10 protein-coding genes are annotated in these 19,961 nt (G+C 74.0%); 6 read left to right on the top strand and 4 right to left on the bottom strand.

The features are described from left to right. Position 1: 1 nt before the first annotated feature. The 6 genes from trmB to QQS41_RS10195 all read left to right on the top strand — a co-directional run bounded on the left by trmB (position 2) and on the right by QQS41_RS10195 (position 7,300). On the top strand, positions 2-853 hold the full coding sequence (trmB, locus tag QQS41_RS10220; protein ID WP_448852886.1) for a tRNA (guanosine(46)-N7)-methyltransferase TrmB: 852 nt from the start codon (positions 2-4) through the stop codon (positions 851-853). Continuing rightward, positions 850-1,509 (top strand): NYN domain-containing protein, encoded by a 660-nt coding sequence (locus QQS41_RS10215; RefSeq protein WP_448852624.1) that lies wholly within the window; start codon positions 850-852, stop codon positions 1,507-1,509. Before trmB ends, QQS41_RS10215 begins: the two co-directional genes overlap by 4 nt. 6 nt (positions 1,510-1,515) lie before the next feature. Further along, on the top strand, positions 1,516-3,978 hold the full coding sequence (locus tag QQS41_RS10210; RefSeq protein ID WP_448852623.1) for an MMPL family transporter: 2,463 nt from the start codon (positions 1,516-1,518) through the stop codon (positions 3,976-3,978). Continuing rightward, positions 3,975-5,150 carry a lysylphosphatidylglycerol synthase transmembrane domain-containing protein gene (locus QQS41_RS10205; RefSeq protein WP_448852622.1) on the top strand — a complete coding sequence of 392 codons (1,176 nt, stop codon included), beginning with the start codon at positions 3,975-3,977 and terminating at the stop codon, positions 5,148-5,150. The genes QQS41_RS10210 and QQS41_RS10205 overlap by 4 nt, the downstream gene beginning before the upstream one ends. Continuing rightward, on the top strand, positions 5,147-5,554 hold the full coding sequence (locus tag QQS41_RS10200) for a DUF3054 domain-containing protein (RefSeq protein WP_448852621.1): 408 nt from the start codon (positions 5,147-5,149) through the stop codon (positions 5,552-5,554). Before QQS41_RS10205 ends, QQS41_RS10200 begins: the two co-directional genes overlap by 4 nt. Positions 5,555-5,758: 204 nt before the next feature. Next, positions 5,759-7,300 (top strand): peptide MFS transporter, encoded by a 1,542-nt coding sequence (locus QQS41_RS10195; protein ID WP_448852620.1) that lies wholly within the window; start codon positions 5,759-5,761, stop codon positions 7,298-7,300. Positions 7,301-7,910: 610 nt separating this feature from the next. On the opposite strand, the gene QQS41_RS10190 is transcribed toward QQS41_RS10195, so the two are convergent. The 4 genes from QQS41_RS10190 to QQS41_RS10175 form a co-directional block, all read right to left on the bottom strand. After that, positions 7,911-8,915: a hypothetical protein gene (locus QQS41_RS10190; RefSeq protein ID WP_448852619.1), complete on the bottom strand. Its 1,005-nt coding sequence runs from the start codon at positions 8,913-8,915 to the stop codon at positions 7,911-7,913. A gap of 1,533 nt (positions 8,916-10,448) precedes the next feature. Continuing rightward, positions 10,449-11,963 (bottom strand): acyl-CoA carboxylase subunit beta, encoded by a 1,515-nt coding sequence (locus tag QQS41_RS10185; RefSeq protein WP_448852885.1) that lies wholly within the window; start codon positions 11,961-11,963, stop codon positions 10,449-10,451. Positions 11,964-12,508: 545 nt separating this feature from the next. Further along, positions 12,509-17,638, bottom strand: a complete 5,130-nt coding sequence (gene pks13 / locus QQS41_RS10180) for a polyketide synthase Pks13 (RefSeq protein WP_448852618.1) — start codon at positions 17,636-17,638, stop codon at positions 12,509-12,511. A 184-nt stretch (positions 17,639-17,822) separates the two neighbouring features. After that, positions 17,823-19,688: an AMP-binding protein gene (locus tag QQS41_RS10175; RefSeq protein ID WP_448852617.1), complete on the bottom strand. Its 1,866-nt coding sequence runs from the start codon at positions 19,686-19,688 to the stop codon at positions 17,823-17,825. Positions 19,689-19,961: the final 273 nt, after the last annotated feature.

Below are 19,961 nucleotides of genomic sequence, written 5' to 3'. Positions count from 1 at the left end.
GCTGCCCTACGGCCGCCCGCCGCAGACCGAGTTCGGCGGCGACCTGGACTACCCGCGCATCGGCGGCGTGTCCTTCCGCCGCGGCACCCTCACCGACAACCAGGCCCGCACCTGGGACGAGAACTGGGACCGCTACGGCCGGACGCTGTCCGACGAGGTCATCGACGTGGAGGAGTGGTTCGGCCGCCCCGGCCCGACGGTCGTGGAGATCGGCTGCGGCACCGGCACCTCCACCGTCGCGATGGCCCCGCGCGAGGCCGACCACAACATCATCGCGGTGGAGCTGTACCGCCCGGGCCTGGCGAAGCTGCTGGGCGCGGCGGTGCGCGGCGGCGTGGACAACATCCGCATGGTCCGCGGCGACGGCGTCGAGGTGCTGCAGCGCATGATCGCGCCCGGCTCGCTCGCCGGCGTGCGCGTGTTCTTCCCGGACCCGTGGCCGAAGGCCCGCCACCACAAGCGGCGCATCATCCAGTCGGGCACGCTGCGGCTCATCGCGTCGCGCCTGGCGCCGGGCGGCGTCCTGCACGTGGCGACGGACCACCCGGGCTACGCCGAGTGGATCGACGAGCTCGTCGGCGTGGAGCCGGCGCTGGAGCCGATGCCGTGGCCGTGGCCGGAGTCCCCGCTGCTGCTCGACCGCCCGACGACGAAGTTCGAGGCCCGCGGCCTCAACATGGACTACAGCATCCACGAGTACGTGTGGCGCCGCCGCGAGGGCGTGGCCGCCGAGGTCGTCGCGCGTGACGACGAGAACCGCGCCGGCGCCGGCGCCGCCGCCGCGGCGTCCGGCGACGCCGCCACCGGCCCGGCCGGCGGCGCGGCCACGGCCGACGAGGAGGATCCCCGATGAGCGTCCAGCGTCACCAGTACCGCTCCGCGCCCCAGGACTTCCCGACCCTGCTGCTGGTCTGGGACGCGCCGAACATCGACATGGGCCTGGGCTCCCTGCTGGGCACCCGCCCGACCGCCGCGCACCGGCCGCGCTTCGACGCCGTCGGCCGGTGGCTCGTCGCCCGCGCGGAGCGCCTGTCGGAGGAGCTCGGCGAGGACGTGGAGCCGGAGGCCACCGTCTTCACCAACGTCGCCCCCGGCGGCGCGGAGACCATCCGCCCGTGGGTGGAGGCGCTGCGCAACGTCGGCTTCGCCGTGTTCGCGAAGCCGAAGCAGTCGGAGGACGACGACATCGACCCCGACATGATCGACCACATCGACCGCCGCGACGGCGAGGGCGTGCTGCGCAGCGTCGTCGTCGCCAGCGCCGACGGCCGCAACTTCCAGGACCGCCTGGAGGAGCTCGCCGCGGCGAACGTCCCGGTGACGGTCATCGGCTTCCACGAGCACGCGGCGTGGGCCCAGCAGTCCGACATGATCGAGTTCATCGATCTGGAGGACATCGAGGGGGTGTTCCGGGAGCCGCTGCCGCGCGCCGACCTCGACTCCCTGCCGGACGAGGGCGCCTGGCTGCAGCCGTTCCGCCCGCTCACCGATCTGGTCGCCGGGAGGTAGCCGGCCGTGTTCTTCCGCTGGGGCGCCGTCGCCGCCCGCCACCGCATCCTCGTCCCCGTCGTCGTCGTGGCGGGGATCCTCGCCCTGTACCTGCTGGCCGGCACGAAGCTCGGCGAGCGGATGGACACGGAGGGCTGGGACGACCCGGGCTCCGAGTCGACGCGGGCGGCGCAGATCGAGCAGGAGGTCTTCGGCCGCGACGACTCGGGCGACGTCATCGTCCTCGTCGACGCGCCGGAGGGCACGACGGTCGACGACCCGGCGCTGGCGCAGCGCGTCAACGACCACTTCCACCGCCTGGCGGCGGAGCACGACGCGAACATCGCGCACGTCACCAGCTACTTCGAGACGGGCTTCGCGCAGCAGGCGACGCCCGACAAGCGCACGGCGTTCGTCGCCATCGGCCTGGAGGGCACCGCCGACGAGGTGCTGAAGAACTACCGGGCCATCGAGGACGCCATCCCCGCCGAGGGCATCGACATGCAGGTCGCCGGCGCCACCCCCATCGCGGGCGCGCTCGACGAGGGCATGGCCGGCGACATCAAGCGCGCCGAGCTCATCGGCCTGCCCGTCGTCGCGGTGCTGCTGCTCATCGTATTCGGCGGCGTCATCGCCGCGGCGATGCCCCTGACGGTCGGCATCCTGTCCATCGCCGGCTCGCTCGGCATCCTCTCCGTCCTGGCGTCGGTAACGCAGGTCAACACGTTCGCGCAGTCCGTCGTCACGCTCCTGGGCCTCGGCCTGGCCATCGACTACGGCCTGTTCATGGTGTCCCGCTTCCGCGAGGAGATGGCGGAGGGCGTGCCCGTGCCGCGGGCCGTCGCCAACACGACGGCGACCGCCGGCAAGACGGTGGTGTTCTCCGCCGCGATGGTGGCGGTGGCGCTGTCGGGCCTGCTGCTGTTCCCGCAGGCGTTCCTCAAGTCGGTCGCCTACGGCGCGATGTCGGCCGTCGGCCTGGCGGCGCTGCTGTCGCTGACGGTGCTGCCGTCGCTGTTCGCGCTGCTCGGCCCGAACATCGACAAGTGGTCGGTGCGCCGCGCCGGCCGCACCCGCGAGCAGCAGATGAACAGCGCGTGGGGCCGGATCCCGCGGTGGGCGATGAAGCGGCCGCGCACCGTCGCCGTCGGCATCTGCATCGCGCTGCTGGCGCTGACCCTGCCGATGGCGGGCATCCGCTTCGGCGGCATCAACGAGACGTACCTGCCGCCGGACGAGCCGACCCGCGTGGCGCAGGAGCGGTTCGACGAGCTGTTCCCGACGATGCGCACCGACCCGGTGAAGCTCGTCGTCCGCGACGGCGGCGACCCGTCGGCCGTCGGCCACGTCGTCCAGCAGACGGCGGGCATCGAGGGCCTGACCGGCCGGTTCCAGGTGGCGCAGCCGACGAAGGACGGCGTCACCGTCCTGTCCGCCGGCATCGCCGACCGCGCCGACAACGACCGCATCATCGACGAGCTGCGGGCCATCGACCCGCCGGGCGACGCGGAGGTCCTCGTCGCCGGCACCCCGGCGATGGAGATCGAGTCCATCGAGGCGCTGTTCGCCACCCTGCCGCTGATGCTGCTGTACATGACGGTGGCGACGTTCATCCTCATGGCGCTCGTCTTCGGGTCGGTCATCCTGCCGGCGAAGGCCGTCATCATGACGACGCTGGGCCTCGGCGCGACGCTCGGCATCCTGACGGCGATGTTCGTCGGCGGCGTCGGCGCGGACCTGCTGGGCTTCACGCCGGGCCCGCTGATGAGCCCGGTGCTCGTGCTCATCGTCGCCATCATCTACGGCCTGTCGACGGACTACGAGGTCTTCCTGGTCTCCCGCATGGTGGAGGACCGGGAGGACGGCGCGTCGACGGAGCACGCGGTGCGGTTCGGCACGGCGAACACGGGCGGCATCATCACGGCGGCGGCGCTCATCATGATCGTCGTGGCCGGCGCGTTCGCGTTCTCCGACATCGTGATGATGAAGTACATCGCCTTCGGCATGATCGCCGCCCTGGCGCTCGACGCGACGGTCATCCGCCTGCTGCTCGTGCCCGCGGTGATGAAGCTGCTGGGCGACGACTGCTGGTGGGCGCCCGCCTGGGTCACGCGCATCTCGCGCCGGCTCGGCCACGGGTCGGCGGCGCCGGCGGGCCCGGTTCCGGCCGCCCCGGCCGCCGACGCCACCCCGGCTCCGGCCGCGTCCGCGTCCTCCGGGTCCGCCTCCGCGGAGCCCCACGCCCCGGCCGCCGCGGGGTCGCGCGCCATCGCCGTCGCCCCCGCGGATGCGGGTGCGCAGGTGGCCGTGCGTGACGACGCCCCGATCCGCCGCCACGGCGCCCACGAGGCGGAGGAGCCGTCCGGCGCACCCGCGCGCCGCGTCGCCCCCGGCCGGCCGCGCGCCCTGCCCGGCCCCGGCCCCCGCCCCGGCGAGGGCCCGGCCGACCGCGCCGGCGTCTACGGCACCGGACCGAAGGAGGGCCGATGAAGGGCCCGTCGCCGGCCATGCGCCGGGTGCTGCGCGTCGCCGTCGGCGCCGTCGTCCTGATCGTCTGCGCCGTCCTCGCGTACGCCAACCGCGAGCTCATCGCCGAGGGCTGGCTGACCCTGACGACCGCCGAGCCCGGCTGGGTCCTCGCCTCCGTCCTCGCCATCGCCGTGGCGTTCTTCGCCATGGCCGAGGTCATGCGGCTGCTGTTCCGCGCCGCCGGCGTGCGCCGCGCGACGATGGCGTCGACGAACGCGCTGACCCTCACCGCCAACGCCTGGTCGGTGTCGGTGCCCGGCGGCGTCGCCTTCGCCACCGCCCTGCAGGTGCGTCGGCAGCTGCAGTGGGGCGCGTCCGCCGTCGTCGTCAGCTGGTTCGTGGTGTTCTCCGGCGCCCTGAGCTTCCTGGGCCTGGCGGCGCTCGCCGTCGTCAGCCTCTTCTTCATCGGCCGGCAGCCGGCGCCGACGATGCTCATCGCCACCGGCGTCGCCGTGCTCGCGCTGACGCTGGCGCTGTGGTGGTTCTCCCGGAACACCACCCTCATCGAGAAGCTGGCCCGCTGGATCCTCGGCGGCGTCAACCGGCTGCGCCGCCGGCCCGCGGAGCAGGGCGGCGACGCCCTCGCCGCCCGCATCGCCCAGCTGACGGAGGTCCGGCTGACGCTGCCGCACCTCGGCCAGGTCTTCACGTTCTCCCTGCTCAACTGGCTCGCCGACGTGCTGTGCCTCTACGCCGCCGTCCGCGCGATCGGCGTCGACGGCGTCTCGCTGACCGGCGTGCTGCTCGCCTTCGTCACCGGCAAGGTCGCCGGGTTCATCCAGGCGACGCCGGGCGGCGTCGGCCCCGTCGAGGCCGTCCTCACCGGCACCCTCGTCGCCGGCGGCATGGTCGGCTCCGACGCCTTCGCCGCCGTGCTGCTCTACCGCGCCGTCTCCTTCGTGCTGCCCGCCTTCGTCGGCTGGGCCGTCTTCCTGCTGGGCTTCGACGGCGTCGACCCCCGCACCGCGGACGGGGACGCCGACGGTGCGGCGGCCGCGTCCGGCGGCGGGGCCCCGGCCGCCGCCGCTCCGGCGGGCGCCGTGGACGCAGGGGCCCGGGACGCCGCGGACGGGGATACGCTGGAGGCCGCCGCATCACCCGACGTCACCGCCGACCAGGAGCAGAAACGATGAACACCTCCCCCGCCACCGCGCCCGCCGCGGGCACCCCGTCCGCCGGCGCCACGATGATCGCCGACGTCCTGGCGATCCTCGTCTTCGCCATCCTCGCCCGCCTGGCGCACAACACCCCCGAGGACCCGTTCACCCTCGTCAACGTGCTGGACACGTGGTGGCCGTTCCTCCTCGGCGTCGTCGCCGGCTGGGGCATCGCCGTCGCCCTCAAGCAGCACGTGCGCCCCGTCCGATGGGGCGGCGTCATCGTGTGGCTGTCCGCCGCCGTCATCGGCCTCGGCATCTGGGGCATCCGCCACGCCGCGTTCCCCCACTGGTCGTTCATCATCGTCGCGACGGTCATGGGCGCCGTCGTGCTCCTCGGCTGGCGCGCCATCGCCGCCGCCGTCGCCCGCCGCCGCTGACCTGCGCCGGGCCGCGGCGGGCACCCGCCCGCCGCGGCGGACGCCCCGGCAGGACCGCCGCGCGACCGGCGCCGACGCACCGGCGCGGCAGGCGTCGCAAAGCAACGACGCGGACGCCGGCACCCGCGCACCCGGTGTGATCTGATGCACATCCTGCGGAAATAAGGGGACCCCGTCACGACCGCGAAACAACGGCGCGGGATAATGCCGTTCATGGCAGAAAAACCGACGGATCCGGCGCACGACGGCGCCCGACCTTCAGCACACAGCACCGCGGGCGGCGCCACCGCCGTCGACCGCGGCGGACGGACCTTCTTCGGCCAGCCCTGGGGCCTGGCCAACCTGTTCGGCGTGGAGATGTGGGAGCGCTTCAGCTTCTACGGCATGCAGGGCATCCTCGTCTACTACATGTACTACGCCGTCACCGACGGCGGACTGGGCATGCCCGAGGCCGTCGCCACCTCCATCGTCGGCGCCTACGGCGGCCTCGTCTACATGGCCGCCCTCGCCGCCGCGTTCGTCGCCGACCGGCTCCTCGGATCCGAGCGGACCCTCTTCTGGTCCGCCATCCTCGTCATGATCGGCCACATCTCCCTGGCCCTCGTCCCCGGCGTCACCGGCCTCGCCATCGGCCTCGTCTGCATCGCCATCGGCTCCGGCGGCGTCAAGACCAACGCCCAGGTCGTCCTCGGCCAGCTCTACAGCCGCGAGGACCCCCGCCGCGACGCCGGCTTCTCCATCTTCTACATGGGCGTCAACATCGGCGGCCTCTTCGGCCCGCTCATCACCAACGCCATCTGGGGCTGGAAGGGCTTCCACTGGGGCTTCGGCATCGCCGCCATCGGCATGGCCCTCGGCCTCATCCAGTACATCCTGATGCGCAAGGACACCATCCGCGACGCCGGCCACGGCGTCCCCAACCCCCTGCCCGCCAAGCAGTACCTGCCCTGGGGCGCCGGCACCGTCATCGTCGTCGGCGCCATCGTCCTGCTCATCGGCGGCGGCATCATCCCGCTCGACCAGCTGTCCAACCTCGTGACCCTCGTCGCCCTCGCCTCCGCCGTCGCCCTCTGGTGCCAGATGTACTTCTCCCCGCTCACCCGCGACCACGAGAAGCACCGCCTCATCGGCTTCATCCCGATGTTCATCTCCGGCGTCCTGTTCTTCGGCATCTTCCAGCAGCAGTTCACCGTCCTGGCCATCTACTCCGACCAGCGACTCGACCGCAACCTCTTCGGCTGGGAGGTCCCGCCGGGCATGGTCCAGTCCTTCAACCCGCTGTTCATCATCGTCTTCGCGGGCATCTTCGCCGCCCTGTGGACCAAGCTGGGCAACCGCCAGCCATCCACCCCGGTGAAGTTCGGAATCGCCAACATCATCATCGGCATCTCCCTGTTCTTCTTCCTTCCGTTCTCCGGCGGCGGGGCGAACTCCACGCCGATGATCGCCATCGTCTGGATCCTGTTCCTGTTCACCATGGGCGAGCTGCTGCTCTCCCCGGTCGGCAACTCCCTGGCCACCAAGGTCGCCCCCGACGCGTTCCCGTCCCGCATGATGGCCGTCTGGCTGATGGCCGTCTCCATGGGCACCGCCCTGTCCGGCTCCCTCGCCGGCTTCTACAACCCGGAGGACGCCGGCGCCGAGCGCACGTTCTTCATCTCCCTCGGCATCGCCGCCATCGTCCTGGGCGTCCTCATGCTGGCGCTCAAGAACTGGGTGCTCCGCCGCTTCGAGGGCGTGCGGTAGCGATGCGATAGCGATGGCGCTGCAGGCGCCGCTCGCGCCGCGGTAGCACTCGCCGCGCTGCCGGTATTGCTCGCGCCCCACGGCCCCGCACGCCACGGCCCCGGCCCGGACCACGCGTCCGGCCGGGGCCGTTCGGCGTGCCGGGGCGTTTGCGGGGGCGTTGTCGGGGCGCCGGGGCGCAACCAAGACGCCGCGACGCCGTGTCGGGGTTCCGGCGTCCGGCACCCGGCACCCGTGCAAAAGTGGCCAGAAATCCGCCGCGGCGGCCTGCAAAAGCCCAGGTCGGGATCGCGGGCGCGGCGGCAGGGTGGCACACAACGCACGAGTTCCCTCGCCCGAATGGCGGAGGGACGTCGAGACGCACCCCCTTCGCCTTCAGACGGCCGGCCGCCCCTTGGCGGAGGGTCGCCGCCGTTGAACCCGGCCATGCTGCCCACCCGTGCAAAAGTGGCCAGAAATCCGCCACGGCAGCCCACAAAAGCCCAGGTCGGGATCGTGTGCACGGCGGCAGGGTGGCACACAACGCACGAGTGCCCTCGCCCGGACGGAGGCAGGATGGCACAAATTGCACGGGTGCCGTCCCGCCGGGTGCAGGCCGGGAGGCGGCCGGTCAGGCCCTGTCCCAGTGGCCGCGCACGGACTTCGGCAGCGGCTGGTGCCGATGAAAGCCCCGCACCCTCCCCGCCCCGTACCCGCCCGGCGGGGCCTCCCCGAGGACGCGGCCGAGGGCGGCGAGCAGGGAGCCGTCGTCAAGCTCCTCGAAACCACCGCGGACGACGGGTACGCCTTCGTTCACCAGCAGCTTCTCCCGCCGCCTCTCCCTATGGACGACCGCCGCGGGCTCGCCGAACTCGCCGTCGTACTTCACGCGGCCGTCCAGCTCGAGGACCACGCCGGCCGCCGGGAACCAGAAATCGACGCGACCCAGCGGCTTGTCGTCGGCGACCCTGACCAGCATGTCCTGCTGGACCCAGCCGCCGATGCCCGCCCGATGCAGCGCCGCCTTGCCCTTCGACTCCAGCGGCGACTCCGAATAGGGCGACGCGACCGCCAGGGCCTCCATCGCCGCGTGCGACCGCACCCGGCCTCCCGGGGAGACGATCCCGGTCAGCAGATCCGTCACACAGCCCCCGCGGCGGAGGAACGCGTCGCCGACGGCGACGGCCTCGTCGAAGGCGTCCGCACGGGCGAGATCCACCATCACGTCGCCCGCGGACGCGCACGCGACACCGTCGACGAGCTCCGCCCGGGCCGTGCGGACGTGCCGCAGCCGCACGGGCGGAGCACCCGGCGCCCCCGCCGTCACCCTGCCCGCGTTATGCCGGCCGGCGTGCGCGAGATCGATGGCCTCGAGCGGCCGGAGCAGCGGAAACCCCCGCACCACCGCCGCGGCCCGCCCAGCGAGATGCCGCCCCGGATGCGCGAGCGCGGCGGCGATGCAGCAGAGGCGCAGACGCTCGTCATGGTCCGCCGTATCCCAGGCCCCCGCCACGACGTACGCACCCGGGTAGAGCCGCACCGCGTGATCCGCCCGGAGCGCGGCCTTCACCTCCGGCCAGCCGGGGTCGCCGGGTTGCGCCGACGGAATGAGCAGACCGGACGGGTGTTCCGCCACATGCGATGTGCGGACGTTCCCGCCTGCCGGGCCGGTGCCGCCACGCCCGCCGGCCGCCCCGGCCGCCCCGCGGCCCCCGGATGACGGCACCTCCACCGTCACCCGGGAACCGCCGGCCGTACGGGCCGTGCGCCCCGTGCCCGCCGCGTCGCCCACTCCGGACATCGTTCCCCCCCATCTGCGGCGACGTGGCTGCGGAGCGGCTTTCGCCGGGTATCACCCCTACCCAAGCTGCACGCAGCCACGTCGCCGCGGTTCCCCCCGCGGCTGGACCGGAATCCCCCCGGCTTCCGACCCGGCGACATTCAAACCCGGGGCCGCCGGAGCCGCTCGGGAAGGTATTCATCCGAACAAATTTTTTACCCCCGAAGCAGGGTTGAGGCTTCCGCGTTACCCCAGCGTGACAGTGCTTTTCGACGAAACCCTCCGCTTTCCAGGCGGGGGTAGCCGGCGGGCTTGGCGACTCGGCGCAATGACCGATGACGTTTCGGCGGCGCGCGCCTATGGGCACAGGTGGGCGCGCGAAAGTTGTAATTCACGGGGTTGATTGGCGGGGGTGAATCCGCGTCCGGGGCGCCCTGGAGCGGCCTGACGCCGTCCGCCTCCGGGCCGACGGGCTCACACGGCGACGGCCCGGGCACCGGCGGGCGCACGCACCCGCGGTCCGTGCACGACCGAACTCACGCTCCGACCGTCCGCTCGCCGACGGGCTCGCAGTCGGAGGACGGGATGATCGTTCCTGCCGAGGCCGACCTCGCAGACCATGCCCTCCGGAGGGGCTGCGGCCCCGATACGCGGGCACCCGTGCAAAAGTGGCCAGAAATCCGCCGCGGCGGCCGGCAAAACCCCAGGTCGCATTCTGGCCCGCGGCGGCAGAATGGCACGCAACGCACGAGTGTCCTTCCCGGGACGCTCCAACGCGCAAACCCGGCCTTTCAAGCGGCCGTTCACCCGACCGAAGCGGGGACGCGGCCGTCGTGCCGGGCAATGCCACCCACCCGTGCACAAGTGGCCAGAAATCCGCCGCGGCGGCCGGCAAAACCCCAGGTCGCATTCTGGCCCGCGGCGGCAGAATGGCACGCAACGCACGAGTGTCCTTCCCGGGACGCTCCAACGCGCAAACCCGGCCTTTCAAGCGGCCGTTCACCCGACCGAAGCGGGGACGCGGCCGTCGTGCCGGGCAATGCCACCCACCCGTGCACAAGTGGCCAGAAATCCGCCGCGGCGGCCGGCAAAACCCCAGGTCGGCTTCCGACCTGCGGCGGCAGAATGGCACGCAACGCACGAGTGCCCGGTGGAATGGTGCGAAGCGCGGTTGATGCGCCGCACTGGACGACGTCGGGTCGCGGCGGACGAGCAGCGGAGCGCGAGCGAGCGGCGGGCGGTGCACGGTCCGCAGTCGCGGGCGGTTGTCTGCGAGCAAGAGGCGGGACCGAGCGCACGGTGGCGGGACTGAGCCCACGATGGCGGGACCGAGCGCGCGGTGGCGGGCGCGGAGACGGTCGAAACCGGCCCCGCATCGCCCCGCCGGCCCTACATCGGGTTGATGGGGTGCTTCTTGCGCGGCTCGTCGACGTGCTTGCCGCGCAGCTGCTCGAGCGCCCGGCGGAGCTGGACGCGCGTCTGGTGCGGCTCGATGACCGCGTCGACGTAGCCGCGCTCGGCGGCGACGTACGGGCTGGTCATGTTCTCGTTGTAGAAGTCGACGAACATCTTCTTCGCCACGGGCTGCTGCTCCGGCGGGAGGGCGGCTAGCTGCCGGCCCTGCAGCATGATGACGGCGGCCTCGGCGCCCATGACGGCGATCTGCGCCGTCGGCCACGCGAAGTTGAGGTCGGCGCCGAGGTTCTTCGAGCCCATGACGGCGTAGGCGCCGCCGAAGGCCTTCCGCACGATGACGGTCACCTTGGGCACGGTGGCGCGGGCGAGCTCGAAGCCCAGCTTGGAGCCGCGGTGGATGATGCCGGCGCGCTCCTGCTGCACGCCCGGCAGGTAGCCGGGGGTGTCGACGACGTAGACGATCGGGATGTCGTAGGCGTCGCAGATCTGCGTGAAGCGGGCGCCCTTGTCGGAGCAGTCGGCGTCGAGGCAGCCGGCGAGGTGCATCGGCTGGTTGGCCATGACGCCGACGGTGAGGCCGTCGACGCGGGCGAAGCCGGTGACGAGGTTGGGGGCGTAGTCGCCCTGGACCTCGATGAAGTCCTCGTCGTCGAAGATGCGGACGAGCACCTCCATGATGTCGTAGCCGGCGTTCGGGTCGTCCGGGATCAGCGTGTCCAGGGACCGGTCGCGGTCGGTGAGCTCGTCGGACGGCGCCCAGTAGGCGGGCAGCGGCTCGTGGCAGCTGGTGGGCAGGCGGTCGAGGAGGTCGTGGACGTAGTCGAAGGCGTCGTCCTCGTCGTCGGCGACGTAGGAGACGTTGCCGTTGCGGGCCTGCTGCTCGGCACCGCCGAGTTCGGCGGCGGTGATGTCCTCGCCGGTGACGGACCGGATGACCTCGGGGCCGGTGATGAACATCTCGGCGCGGTCGCGGACGGCGACGACGAAGTCGGTGGTCACGGGCGCGTAGACGGCGCCGCCGGCGCACTTGCCCAGCATGATGGAGATCTGCGGGACCAGGCCGGACAGCGGCAGCTGGCGGCGGGCGATCTCGGAGTACATGGCCAGGGAGGTGACGGCGTCCTGGATGCGGGCGCCGCCGGAGTCCTGGATGCCGATGACGGGGCAGCCGACGCGGGCGGCGAGGTCCATGAGGTCGCAGACCTTGCGGCCGAAGGTGACGCCGACGGAGCCGCCGAAGACGCTCTTGTCGTGGGCGTACACGGCGACGGGGCGGCCGTTGACGCGGGCGGTGCCGGTGACGACGCCGTCGCCGTAGGGGGCGTCGGGCTCGTCGGGGGTGCGGCCGAGCTGGCCGAGCTCCATGAAGGAGCCGGGGTCGACGAGCCGGTCGATACGCTGGCGGGGCGTGGTCAGGCCGGCGTCGTCACGGCGCTTCCGGGCGCGCTCGCTGCCGGGGTCGTGCGCCTCGGCGAGGCGTCGGCGCAGGTCGGCGAGCTTGCCGGCGGTGGTCGCCGCGTCGACGGCGGCGCCGGTCGGGGCGTCGGCGGCGGGCCCGCCCGGGGCGGCGCCCGCAGCTGCAGCGCCCGCAGCGCCGGCGCCGGCGGCACCGGCAGCCGCGGCGCCCGCAGCCTCCGGGGCTCCGGCGTCGGTGGTCCTCTCGTCGGTCACTGGCGTCCGTCGCCCCCTTCCGTGTGCTCGCGTGCGTGGTGGTCCGTGGTCGTCGCGCCGGGGCGTGCCGTCCACGGCGCGGCGGCGCCGCCCATGGGGTACGTCGCCGCCCGACGCCCCGATGTTAACCGTGCGGGGCGCCGGTTCCGGGGAGGCGGGCCCGGCGCCGCGCGGAACGTTCCGCGGGCGAAGCTCCGCCGCCGCTCCCCCGGGGGCTCCGCCGGGCCCCCGCGGAGCCCCCGGGGGAGCGGCATCCCGCGGTGCGCCGTCCGCGTGACGACGGCGCCCGCGCCGCGGGCGGGAGCCGTCGTCACGCGAGATGCGGTGCGCGGGAACCCGCGCCGCGTCCGCGCGCCGGCGCGCTACCCGCCGAGGCGGCGGGTGAGCCAGGCGCCGACCTTGCCGATCTCGGGCTCGTCGACGACGGCGAGGTGGTCGCCGCGGAGGTGGACGATCTCGAGGTCGTCGACGATGGCGGCCCAGCCTCCGTCCTCCCGGATGTCGGCGTAGCGCGGCTCCAGCTCGATGGCGCCGTCGTGCATCCGCTCGGCGCGGAAGAGGACGACGGGCGCGGTGACGTCGGACCAGCCGCGGAAGTCGACGGCGCCGAGGATGCGGTTGTCGACGAAGCTGGCGCGCTGATGCTCGAGGACGCCGCCGGCGAGGCCGTGGCTGGAGCCGTCCATCATGGACAGCATCTGCTCGAGCATCGCCATCATCCCGTCCTCGCCCTGCTGATCCAGCAGGTCGTGCGGGATTTCGAGGTCGAGGCCGTACGTCTTGTTCGCGAACGCGGCGTAGCGGTCCCAGCGGGCGTGCATCTCCTCGGGCGTGTCGGGGGCGGGCTCGGCGGGCTGCACGACGTCGAGCAGCGCGATGAGCTCCGGGTCGACGCCCCTGGCGCGGAGCTGGTGGGCGGCCTCGTAGGCGAGGATGCCGCCGAAGCTCCAGCCGCCGAGGATGATGCCGTGGTCGCCGGCGAGCCGCTCGATGTCCGGCAGGTAGCCGGCGACGCGGTCGGCGAGGTCGCCCTCGACGCGCTCGACGCCGTAGACCGGGATGTCGGCGGGCAGGCGGCGGACCAGCGGCCGGTAGACGGCGGTGGTGCCGCCGGCGGCGTGGAACAGGAACATCGCGGGGCGGGTGGAGCCCTCGGGGCGCTCGCGCAGGACGCGGATGGAGCCGTCGACCTCGCCCTCCATGAGCGGGCGGACCAGGTCGGCGAGCTGCTCGACGGTGCCGCAGGCGGCGACGTCGGACGCGGCGACGTCGGCGCCGACGCGCTCGGTGAGGCGCGCGGCGAGGCGGTCCGCGAGGTCACCGCCGATCGGGGGGAGCTGCGTGACGACGCCACCCGCCGACTCGCCGGTCACGACCGCCCACGTGCCGAAGGCGAGGCGCTCCGCGTCGTCGCGCGGCGGGACGTCGATGCCGGAGTGGCCGGGGGCGGGGTCGGCGGCGCCGGCAGGGGCGCCGGCGGTCGCGGCGGCGTTGGCGGGGTCGGTCGCGGCGGCCGCGTCCGGCGCGGGGGCCGGGACCGCGTCGTCGGCGGGCGGCACGGCGCCGGAGTCGGCGGCACCGGCGTCCTCGGCCGAGTCGGCGGCGGCGTCACCCGCCGGGCCGCCGGACGCGCCCGCGCCCGCCGCCTCGCCGCGGTCGGCGCCCGGCCCGTGCACGTCGACGGCCATCCCCTCGACCAGGGTGATCACGTCGCGGACGGCGGCGTCGCGCAGCGCCTGGACCTGCAGCGCGGGGATGCCGAAGTCGTGCTCGACGCGGTTCTTGATGCGCATGCCCATCAGCGAATCCAGGCCGAGGTCGATGAGCGGCAGCTCCAGCGGCAGGTCGTCGACGTCGTAGCCCATGGCCTCGCCGACGATGGTCCGCAGGTGGTCGGCGACGGGCACCCCGCCGTCCGGCTCCCAGCCGCCGGCGGTCTCCGCCGCACCGGGCAGGCCGCCCGGGGCGGGGGTCCGCGCGACGCCGGCGTCGGCGGCCGGAGCACCCGGGGCGCCCTGGCCGGGCCGCTCCCCCGCCGCACCGCCGGCCGCGGCGCCCGGCGCGGCGCCGAGGCCGGCGCGCGAGCCGGCCGTCGTCACGCCTGCGACGGCGACGGGGCGGGTGACCTCGCCCTCCACCGCGTGCACCGCGATGACCGCGCCGCCGGGGTGGCGGGTGAGCAGCGTCGTGAGGTCGCCCTGCGGCGGCAGCACGTCGCGCTCCTCGACCTCGAGGATCGCGGCGCCGGGGAGGGCGTCGGCGATGACCGCCTCGATGACCGCGTGGGCGCTGGGCGCGTTCTCCGCGCGGGCGGCGTAGGCGACGGAGCCGTCCGGCAGCACCGTGCGCGACCCGGGCAGCGACGTGCGGCCGGTCGACGACGGGCGCGCCGGCGTCCAGTGCCGTTCGCGCCGCCAGCGCATGCCCGGCACCGGCGCCCACGGGCCCGCGCCCGCCAGCGGCGCCAGGTCGACGTCGTGGCCGTGCGCGTGCAGCGTCGCCAGCACGTGGCCGAGCGACTGGCCGGCGGGCTCCTTGCGCTTGGCGACGTGCAGCAGGCGCACGTCCTGGGCGCCCGCCGCGAACGCGGTCGCCATCGCCGGCATCAGTGCGACGGGGTTCGGCGCGAACTCCAGGAAGGTCGTGTAGCCGGCGGCGACGGCGCGCTCGACGGCGTCGGCGAACCACACGGAACCGCGGGTGCAGCGCACGACGTAGTCGCCGTCGTGGACCGTCTCGCCCGCGTGGTACGTGCGGCCCCGGTCGACGGAGCTGAACAGCGGCACCGCCAGCGGCGCCGGCGCCAGGTCCGAGCACTCGTAGGACAGCTCGCCGAGCAGCGGGTCCAGGGCGGAGGTGTGTCCGGCGCCCTTGACCTGCAGCGGTCGGGCCATCTTGCCCTGCTCCGTGAGGTGCTCGCAGAGGCGGCCGATGGCCTCCAGCGGGCCGCCGACGGTGGTCATCTCCGGGGCGGCGTAGACGGCGGGCTCGATGCCGGCGAACTCCGGGTGCTCCGCCAGCAGGGCGTCGAGGCCGTCGACGGACAGCTCGACCATCGCCATGCCGCCGGCGGCGTCGGAGTCGCCGATCATCGCCTCGCCCTCGCCCATCAGGCGGGCGCGGGCGCAGGCGACGCGTATGGCGTCCTCGGCGGAGAGGCCGCCGGCGGCGTAGGCCGCGGCGATCTCGCCCATCGACATGCCGACGACGGCCGCCGGGCGGGCGCCGAGGGCGCGCATCATGTCGGCCTGCGCGATCTGGATGGCGGTGATGCCGACCTGCGCGGACTCCAGGTCGTAGTTCCTCTCGTCGTCGGCGATGAGCTCCAGCAGCGACCAGCCGGCCTCGTGGCGGATGACCGCGTCGAGGCGCTCCAGGGTGGCGCGGAAGACCGGCGACAGCTCGGCGAGCTCCTTGCCCATCTTCCGGTGCTGGGAGCCGTAGCCGGAGAAGATCCACACCGGCCCCTGCGCCGCCGGCGAGTCGGCGGAGACGATGCCCGGCGCCGACGAGCCGTCGGCGACGCGACGCAGCAGCGCCGTCGCGTCCTCCGCCGAGGTGGCGGAGACGACGGCGGCGGAGCGGCCGCGGGAGCGCGACGCGAGGGTGCGGGCGACGTCGGAGAGGCCCGCCGGGTTCTCCCGCTCCAGCCAGTCGGCCAGGTCGCCGGCGGCGACGCGGCGGCGCGACGGCAGCAGGCCGGACACCGGCAGCAGCGACGGCAGGGCGTCCGCGGCGGCGGAGCCGAGGTCGACGGCGGCCGGGGCGTCGGCGCCGTCGGCGGAGCCCGCGCCGGAGGAGGTCCCGTCGGCACGCGACGCGGCGCCCGCACCCGCCCGCCGCGGCCCGTCGGCCGCGGGCTTCGGCGACGCCAGCACCACGTGGGCGTTGGTGCCGCCGAAGCCGAAGCCGGAGACGCCGGCGATCTTGCGGCCGGAGTACTCGGGCCACTCGCGGGCGTCCTCGACGACCTCGAGGCGGCCCTCGTCGAAGTCGATGTACGGGTTCGGGCCGTTGAAGTGCAGGCTCGGCGGCAGCACGTCGTGGCGCATGGCCTGGACGACCTTGATGACGCCGGCGACGCCGGCGGCGGCCTCCGAGTGGCCGAAGTTCGTCTTGGCGCTGCCCAGCAGCGTCGGCCGGTCGATGTCGCGGCCGCGGCCGAGGACGGTGCCCAGGGCGGACGCCTCGATGGGGTCGCCGAGGATGGTGCCGGTGCCGTGGGCCTCGACGTAGTCGACGTCGCGCGGGTCGACGCCGGCGTCGGCGTAGGCGCGGCGCAGCACGTCGACCTGCGCGTCGGGGTTGGGGGCGGTGAGCCCGTTGGAGCGGCCGTCGGAGTTGACGGCGGAGCCCTTGACGACGGCGAGGACGTCGTCGCCGTCGGCCTCCGCGTCCTCCAGGCGCTTGAGCACCACCAGGCCGGCGCCGTCGGCGCGGATCATGCCGGACGCGTCGTCGGAAAACGCGTGGATGTTGCCCGTCTGCGAGAACACGCCGAGCTGCCCGAACGCCAGGGAGGCGTGCGGGGCGGCGAGGATGTTGACGCCGCCGGCCAGCGCCACGTCGGCGTCGCCGTCGCGCAGCGCCCGCACCGCCTGGTGGATGGCGACCAGCGAGGAGGAGCAGGCGGTGTCGACCTGGACCGACGGGCCGCGGAAGTCGAAGGCGTAGCTGACGCGGTTGGCGATGATGGACGACGAGCCGCCGGTCAGCGCGTACGGGTGGAACGCCGTCGGGTCGCCGGCGACGAGCATGGAGTAGTCGTTGTTCGTCGACCCGACCCACACGCCGACGCGCTCCCCGCGCAGGCCGGAGGCCGGCAGGTGCGCGTCCTCCAGCGCCTCCCACGCCAGCTCCAGGATGATGCGCTGCTGCGGGTCCATGTTCTGGGCCTCCAGCGGCGACAGGCCGAAGAACTCCGCGTCGAAGCCGGCGATGTCGTCGAGGTAGCCGCCGCGCAGGTCGACGTCGGCGAGCCGCCCGGCGACGGACGGGTCGCCGGAGTACTCGGACCACCGGTCGGCGGGCGGCTCGCCGGTGCCGGCGCGGCCGGCGGCGAACATCTCCCACATCTCGTCGGCGGACGCGGCGCCGGGGAAGCGGCCGGCCATGCCGACGACGGCGATGTCCATGTCGGTGAGCTGGGAGTCGCGGACGCGGCGGTCGCGGGCGGCCTCCGCGCCCTCCTGGAACGCGTCGTAGGCGCCGTCGTCGGCGTGGCCGCGGCCGCCCTCGACGAGGCGGACGGCCAGCTTCTCGATGCTGGGGTACTCGTAGGCGACGGTCGCGTCGAGCCGCTCGCCGAGCAGGTTCTCCAGCTCGCCGGACAGGACGACGATGTCGCGGGAGGACAGGCCGAACTCCTCCATCGGCCGTTCGGCGGTGACCTCGGCGACGGGCAGCCCGGTCGCGTCGGCGACCCACTCGCGCAGCCACCTCCGCATGTCGGCGACGGTCATCGCGCCCTCGTTCGGATGTGCGTCGTGCATGTCGGCTGGTGTCCTTCCGTCGTCGACGTCCGCCCCGGGGCGGCGGACGGGCCGCGCATCCGGTGCGCGGCCCGCGGGTGAGGCCGGCCCGCGCGCCCGCCCCGTCTCCGGGGCGCGGCCTCCGCGGGCCCTCGTCATGGTCCCCCGGGCGCCGTCCGGGCGGGCGGCGCGGCGGGGGCCGTCGTCAGTCGTCGTACCGGCCGTCGAGGTAGGCGGCGCGGCACACCCGACGCGCGATCTTACCGGCCGAGGAGCGCGGGATGGCCTCGACGTCGACGATCCGGACGTCGGCCGGCTGGACGCCGTGTCCGAAGGTGACGGCGGCGCGGATGGCGTCGGCGGCGGCCGCGTCGCCGGAGGGGTCGCGGCCGAGGTCGCGCTCGGCGACGATGACGAGCTGCTCGACGGAGTCGTCGAAGCCGCGGGCGGCGGCGTCGGCGCCGTCGACGGAGAACGCCGCGGCGACCGCCGGGCGGACGTGGTCGGTGGCGGCGTCGACGGTGGCCTCGATGTCCTGCGGGTAGTGGTTGCGGCCGGCTACGATGATGAGGTCCTTGATGCGGCCGGTGATGTGGAGCTCGCCGTCGAGGAAGACGCAGAGGTCGCCGGTGGCCATCCACTCGGCCTCCGCGACGTCGACGCCGGCGGCGCGGGTGTCGTCGCCGCGGACGGCGGCGAGGCGGTTGCCGAAGACGCGCTCCGACTGCTCGCGGTCGGTGAGGTAGCCGTTCGGGATGTTGGGGCCGTCGACCCACAGCTCGCCGATGCGGCCGTCCGGGAGCTCCTCGCGGGTCTCCGGGTCGACGATGACGAGGCGCTGGTTGCCGGCGGCCTCGCCGACGGACATCAGCGGCACGGCGCCGTCGGCCCCGGCGTCGCAGCGCTCCGGCTCGCCGGCGGCGAGGGAGTCGCGGGTGACCCAGGTGACGCGGGGGCGCTCCTCGCGCTGCGGGGTGGTGACCAGCAGCGTCGCCTCGGTGAGGCCGTAGGAGGGGCGGATGACGCCCTCGGGCAGGCCGAAGGGGGTGAAGTTGGCGATGAACTCGCGGGTCGCCTTCTCGGTCACCGGCTCGGAGCCGACGACGATGCCGCGGACGCGGGAGAGATCGACGCCGTCGCCTTCGGCGGGCACGGCGTGGCGGTTGGCCAGCTCGAGCGCGAAGTTCGGGATGACGGTGTAGACGTTCTCCTCGTCGCTGCGCTTGGACAGCTGGCGGACCCAGCGGTCGGGGTGCTGGATGAAGTCGCGGGGCGACATGAGGGAGAACGGCAGGCCGAGGGCGGTGACGAAGGCGCCGAGGATGATGCCCATGTTGTGGTGGAACGGCAGCCAGGTGACCAGGCGCAGCGGGGTCTCGAGCTTCGCGGCGTGGAAGATCTGGAAGACGTTGGCGAGCATCGAGCCGGAGGTGATGCGGACGCCCTCGGGGGTGCGGGAGGAGCCGGAGGTGAACAGCAGGAACGTCTCGTCGTCGAGCCCGACGGCGTACTTCGGGTCGGCCTCGCCGGAGACCCAGTCCTCCGCGAGGGTGTCGGGCAGGGCGTCGACGGTGATGACGCGGGGGCGCTCGGCCTGCGGCTTCGCGCGGAACAGGGCGCGGACCGCGGGGGCGGAGGCGCGGTTGGTGAGCACGGTGACGGGCGTCGCGGCGTCGAGGACGGCGGCGAGGTGGTCGCCGTGGCCGGGCTCGGTGGGGTCGTAGAGCGGCAGGGAGACCTGGCCGGCGTACTGGGCGCCGAGGAATCCGAAGAGGTACTCCGGGGAGTTGCCCATGAGGATGGCGACGCGGTCGCCGGGCTCGCCGACCTGCTGGAGGCGCGCGGCGACGGCCTTGATGCGGGTGTTGACCTCGCGGCGGGTGAAGGAGCGGATCTCGCCGTCGCGGGAGGAGCCGAAGTCGAGGTGGTCGAGCTGGTTGCCGTCGACGTTGCCGGACAGCGAGGCCAGGGAGAACACCATCTCGGCGAGGTTGGGCACGGACATGGTGGGCGGGAAGGTGAAGGATCCGTCCTCCGCGATGAACTGGCTCATCGCCATGTGGATGTCCATGGGTCTCCTCTCCGGGCGCCGCGGCCCGCGGTGGTGCTGCAGTGACTGATGGTGCAGAAGTTCACTCGTTCGTTATGCGCCAACGGTACCGGATCATCATTTCGTTTCCGAACGATTCGCCGGATGCGGCGTGGCGCGGGCCCGGGCGCGCGTCCGAGTCCGGCGATGCGCGTTCCCCGCACATCGCGTGACGACGCCCCGACCGCCGCCTCCCGCCGCGCGCGGGCGGCCCCGCCGAGGCCGGGGAATGCGCCGCCGGGAGCGAGGCTCCCC

It is taken from the genome of Corynebacterium sp. 335C, from assembly GCF_053525695.1.
The sequence above is the reverse complement of the archived record's forward strand: the minus strand, read 5'-3'. Positions and strand labels throughout refer to the sequence as shown.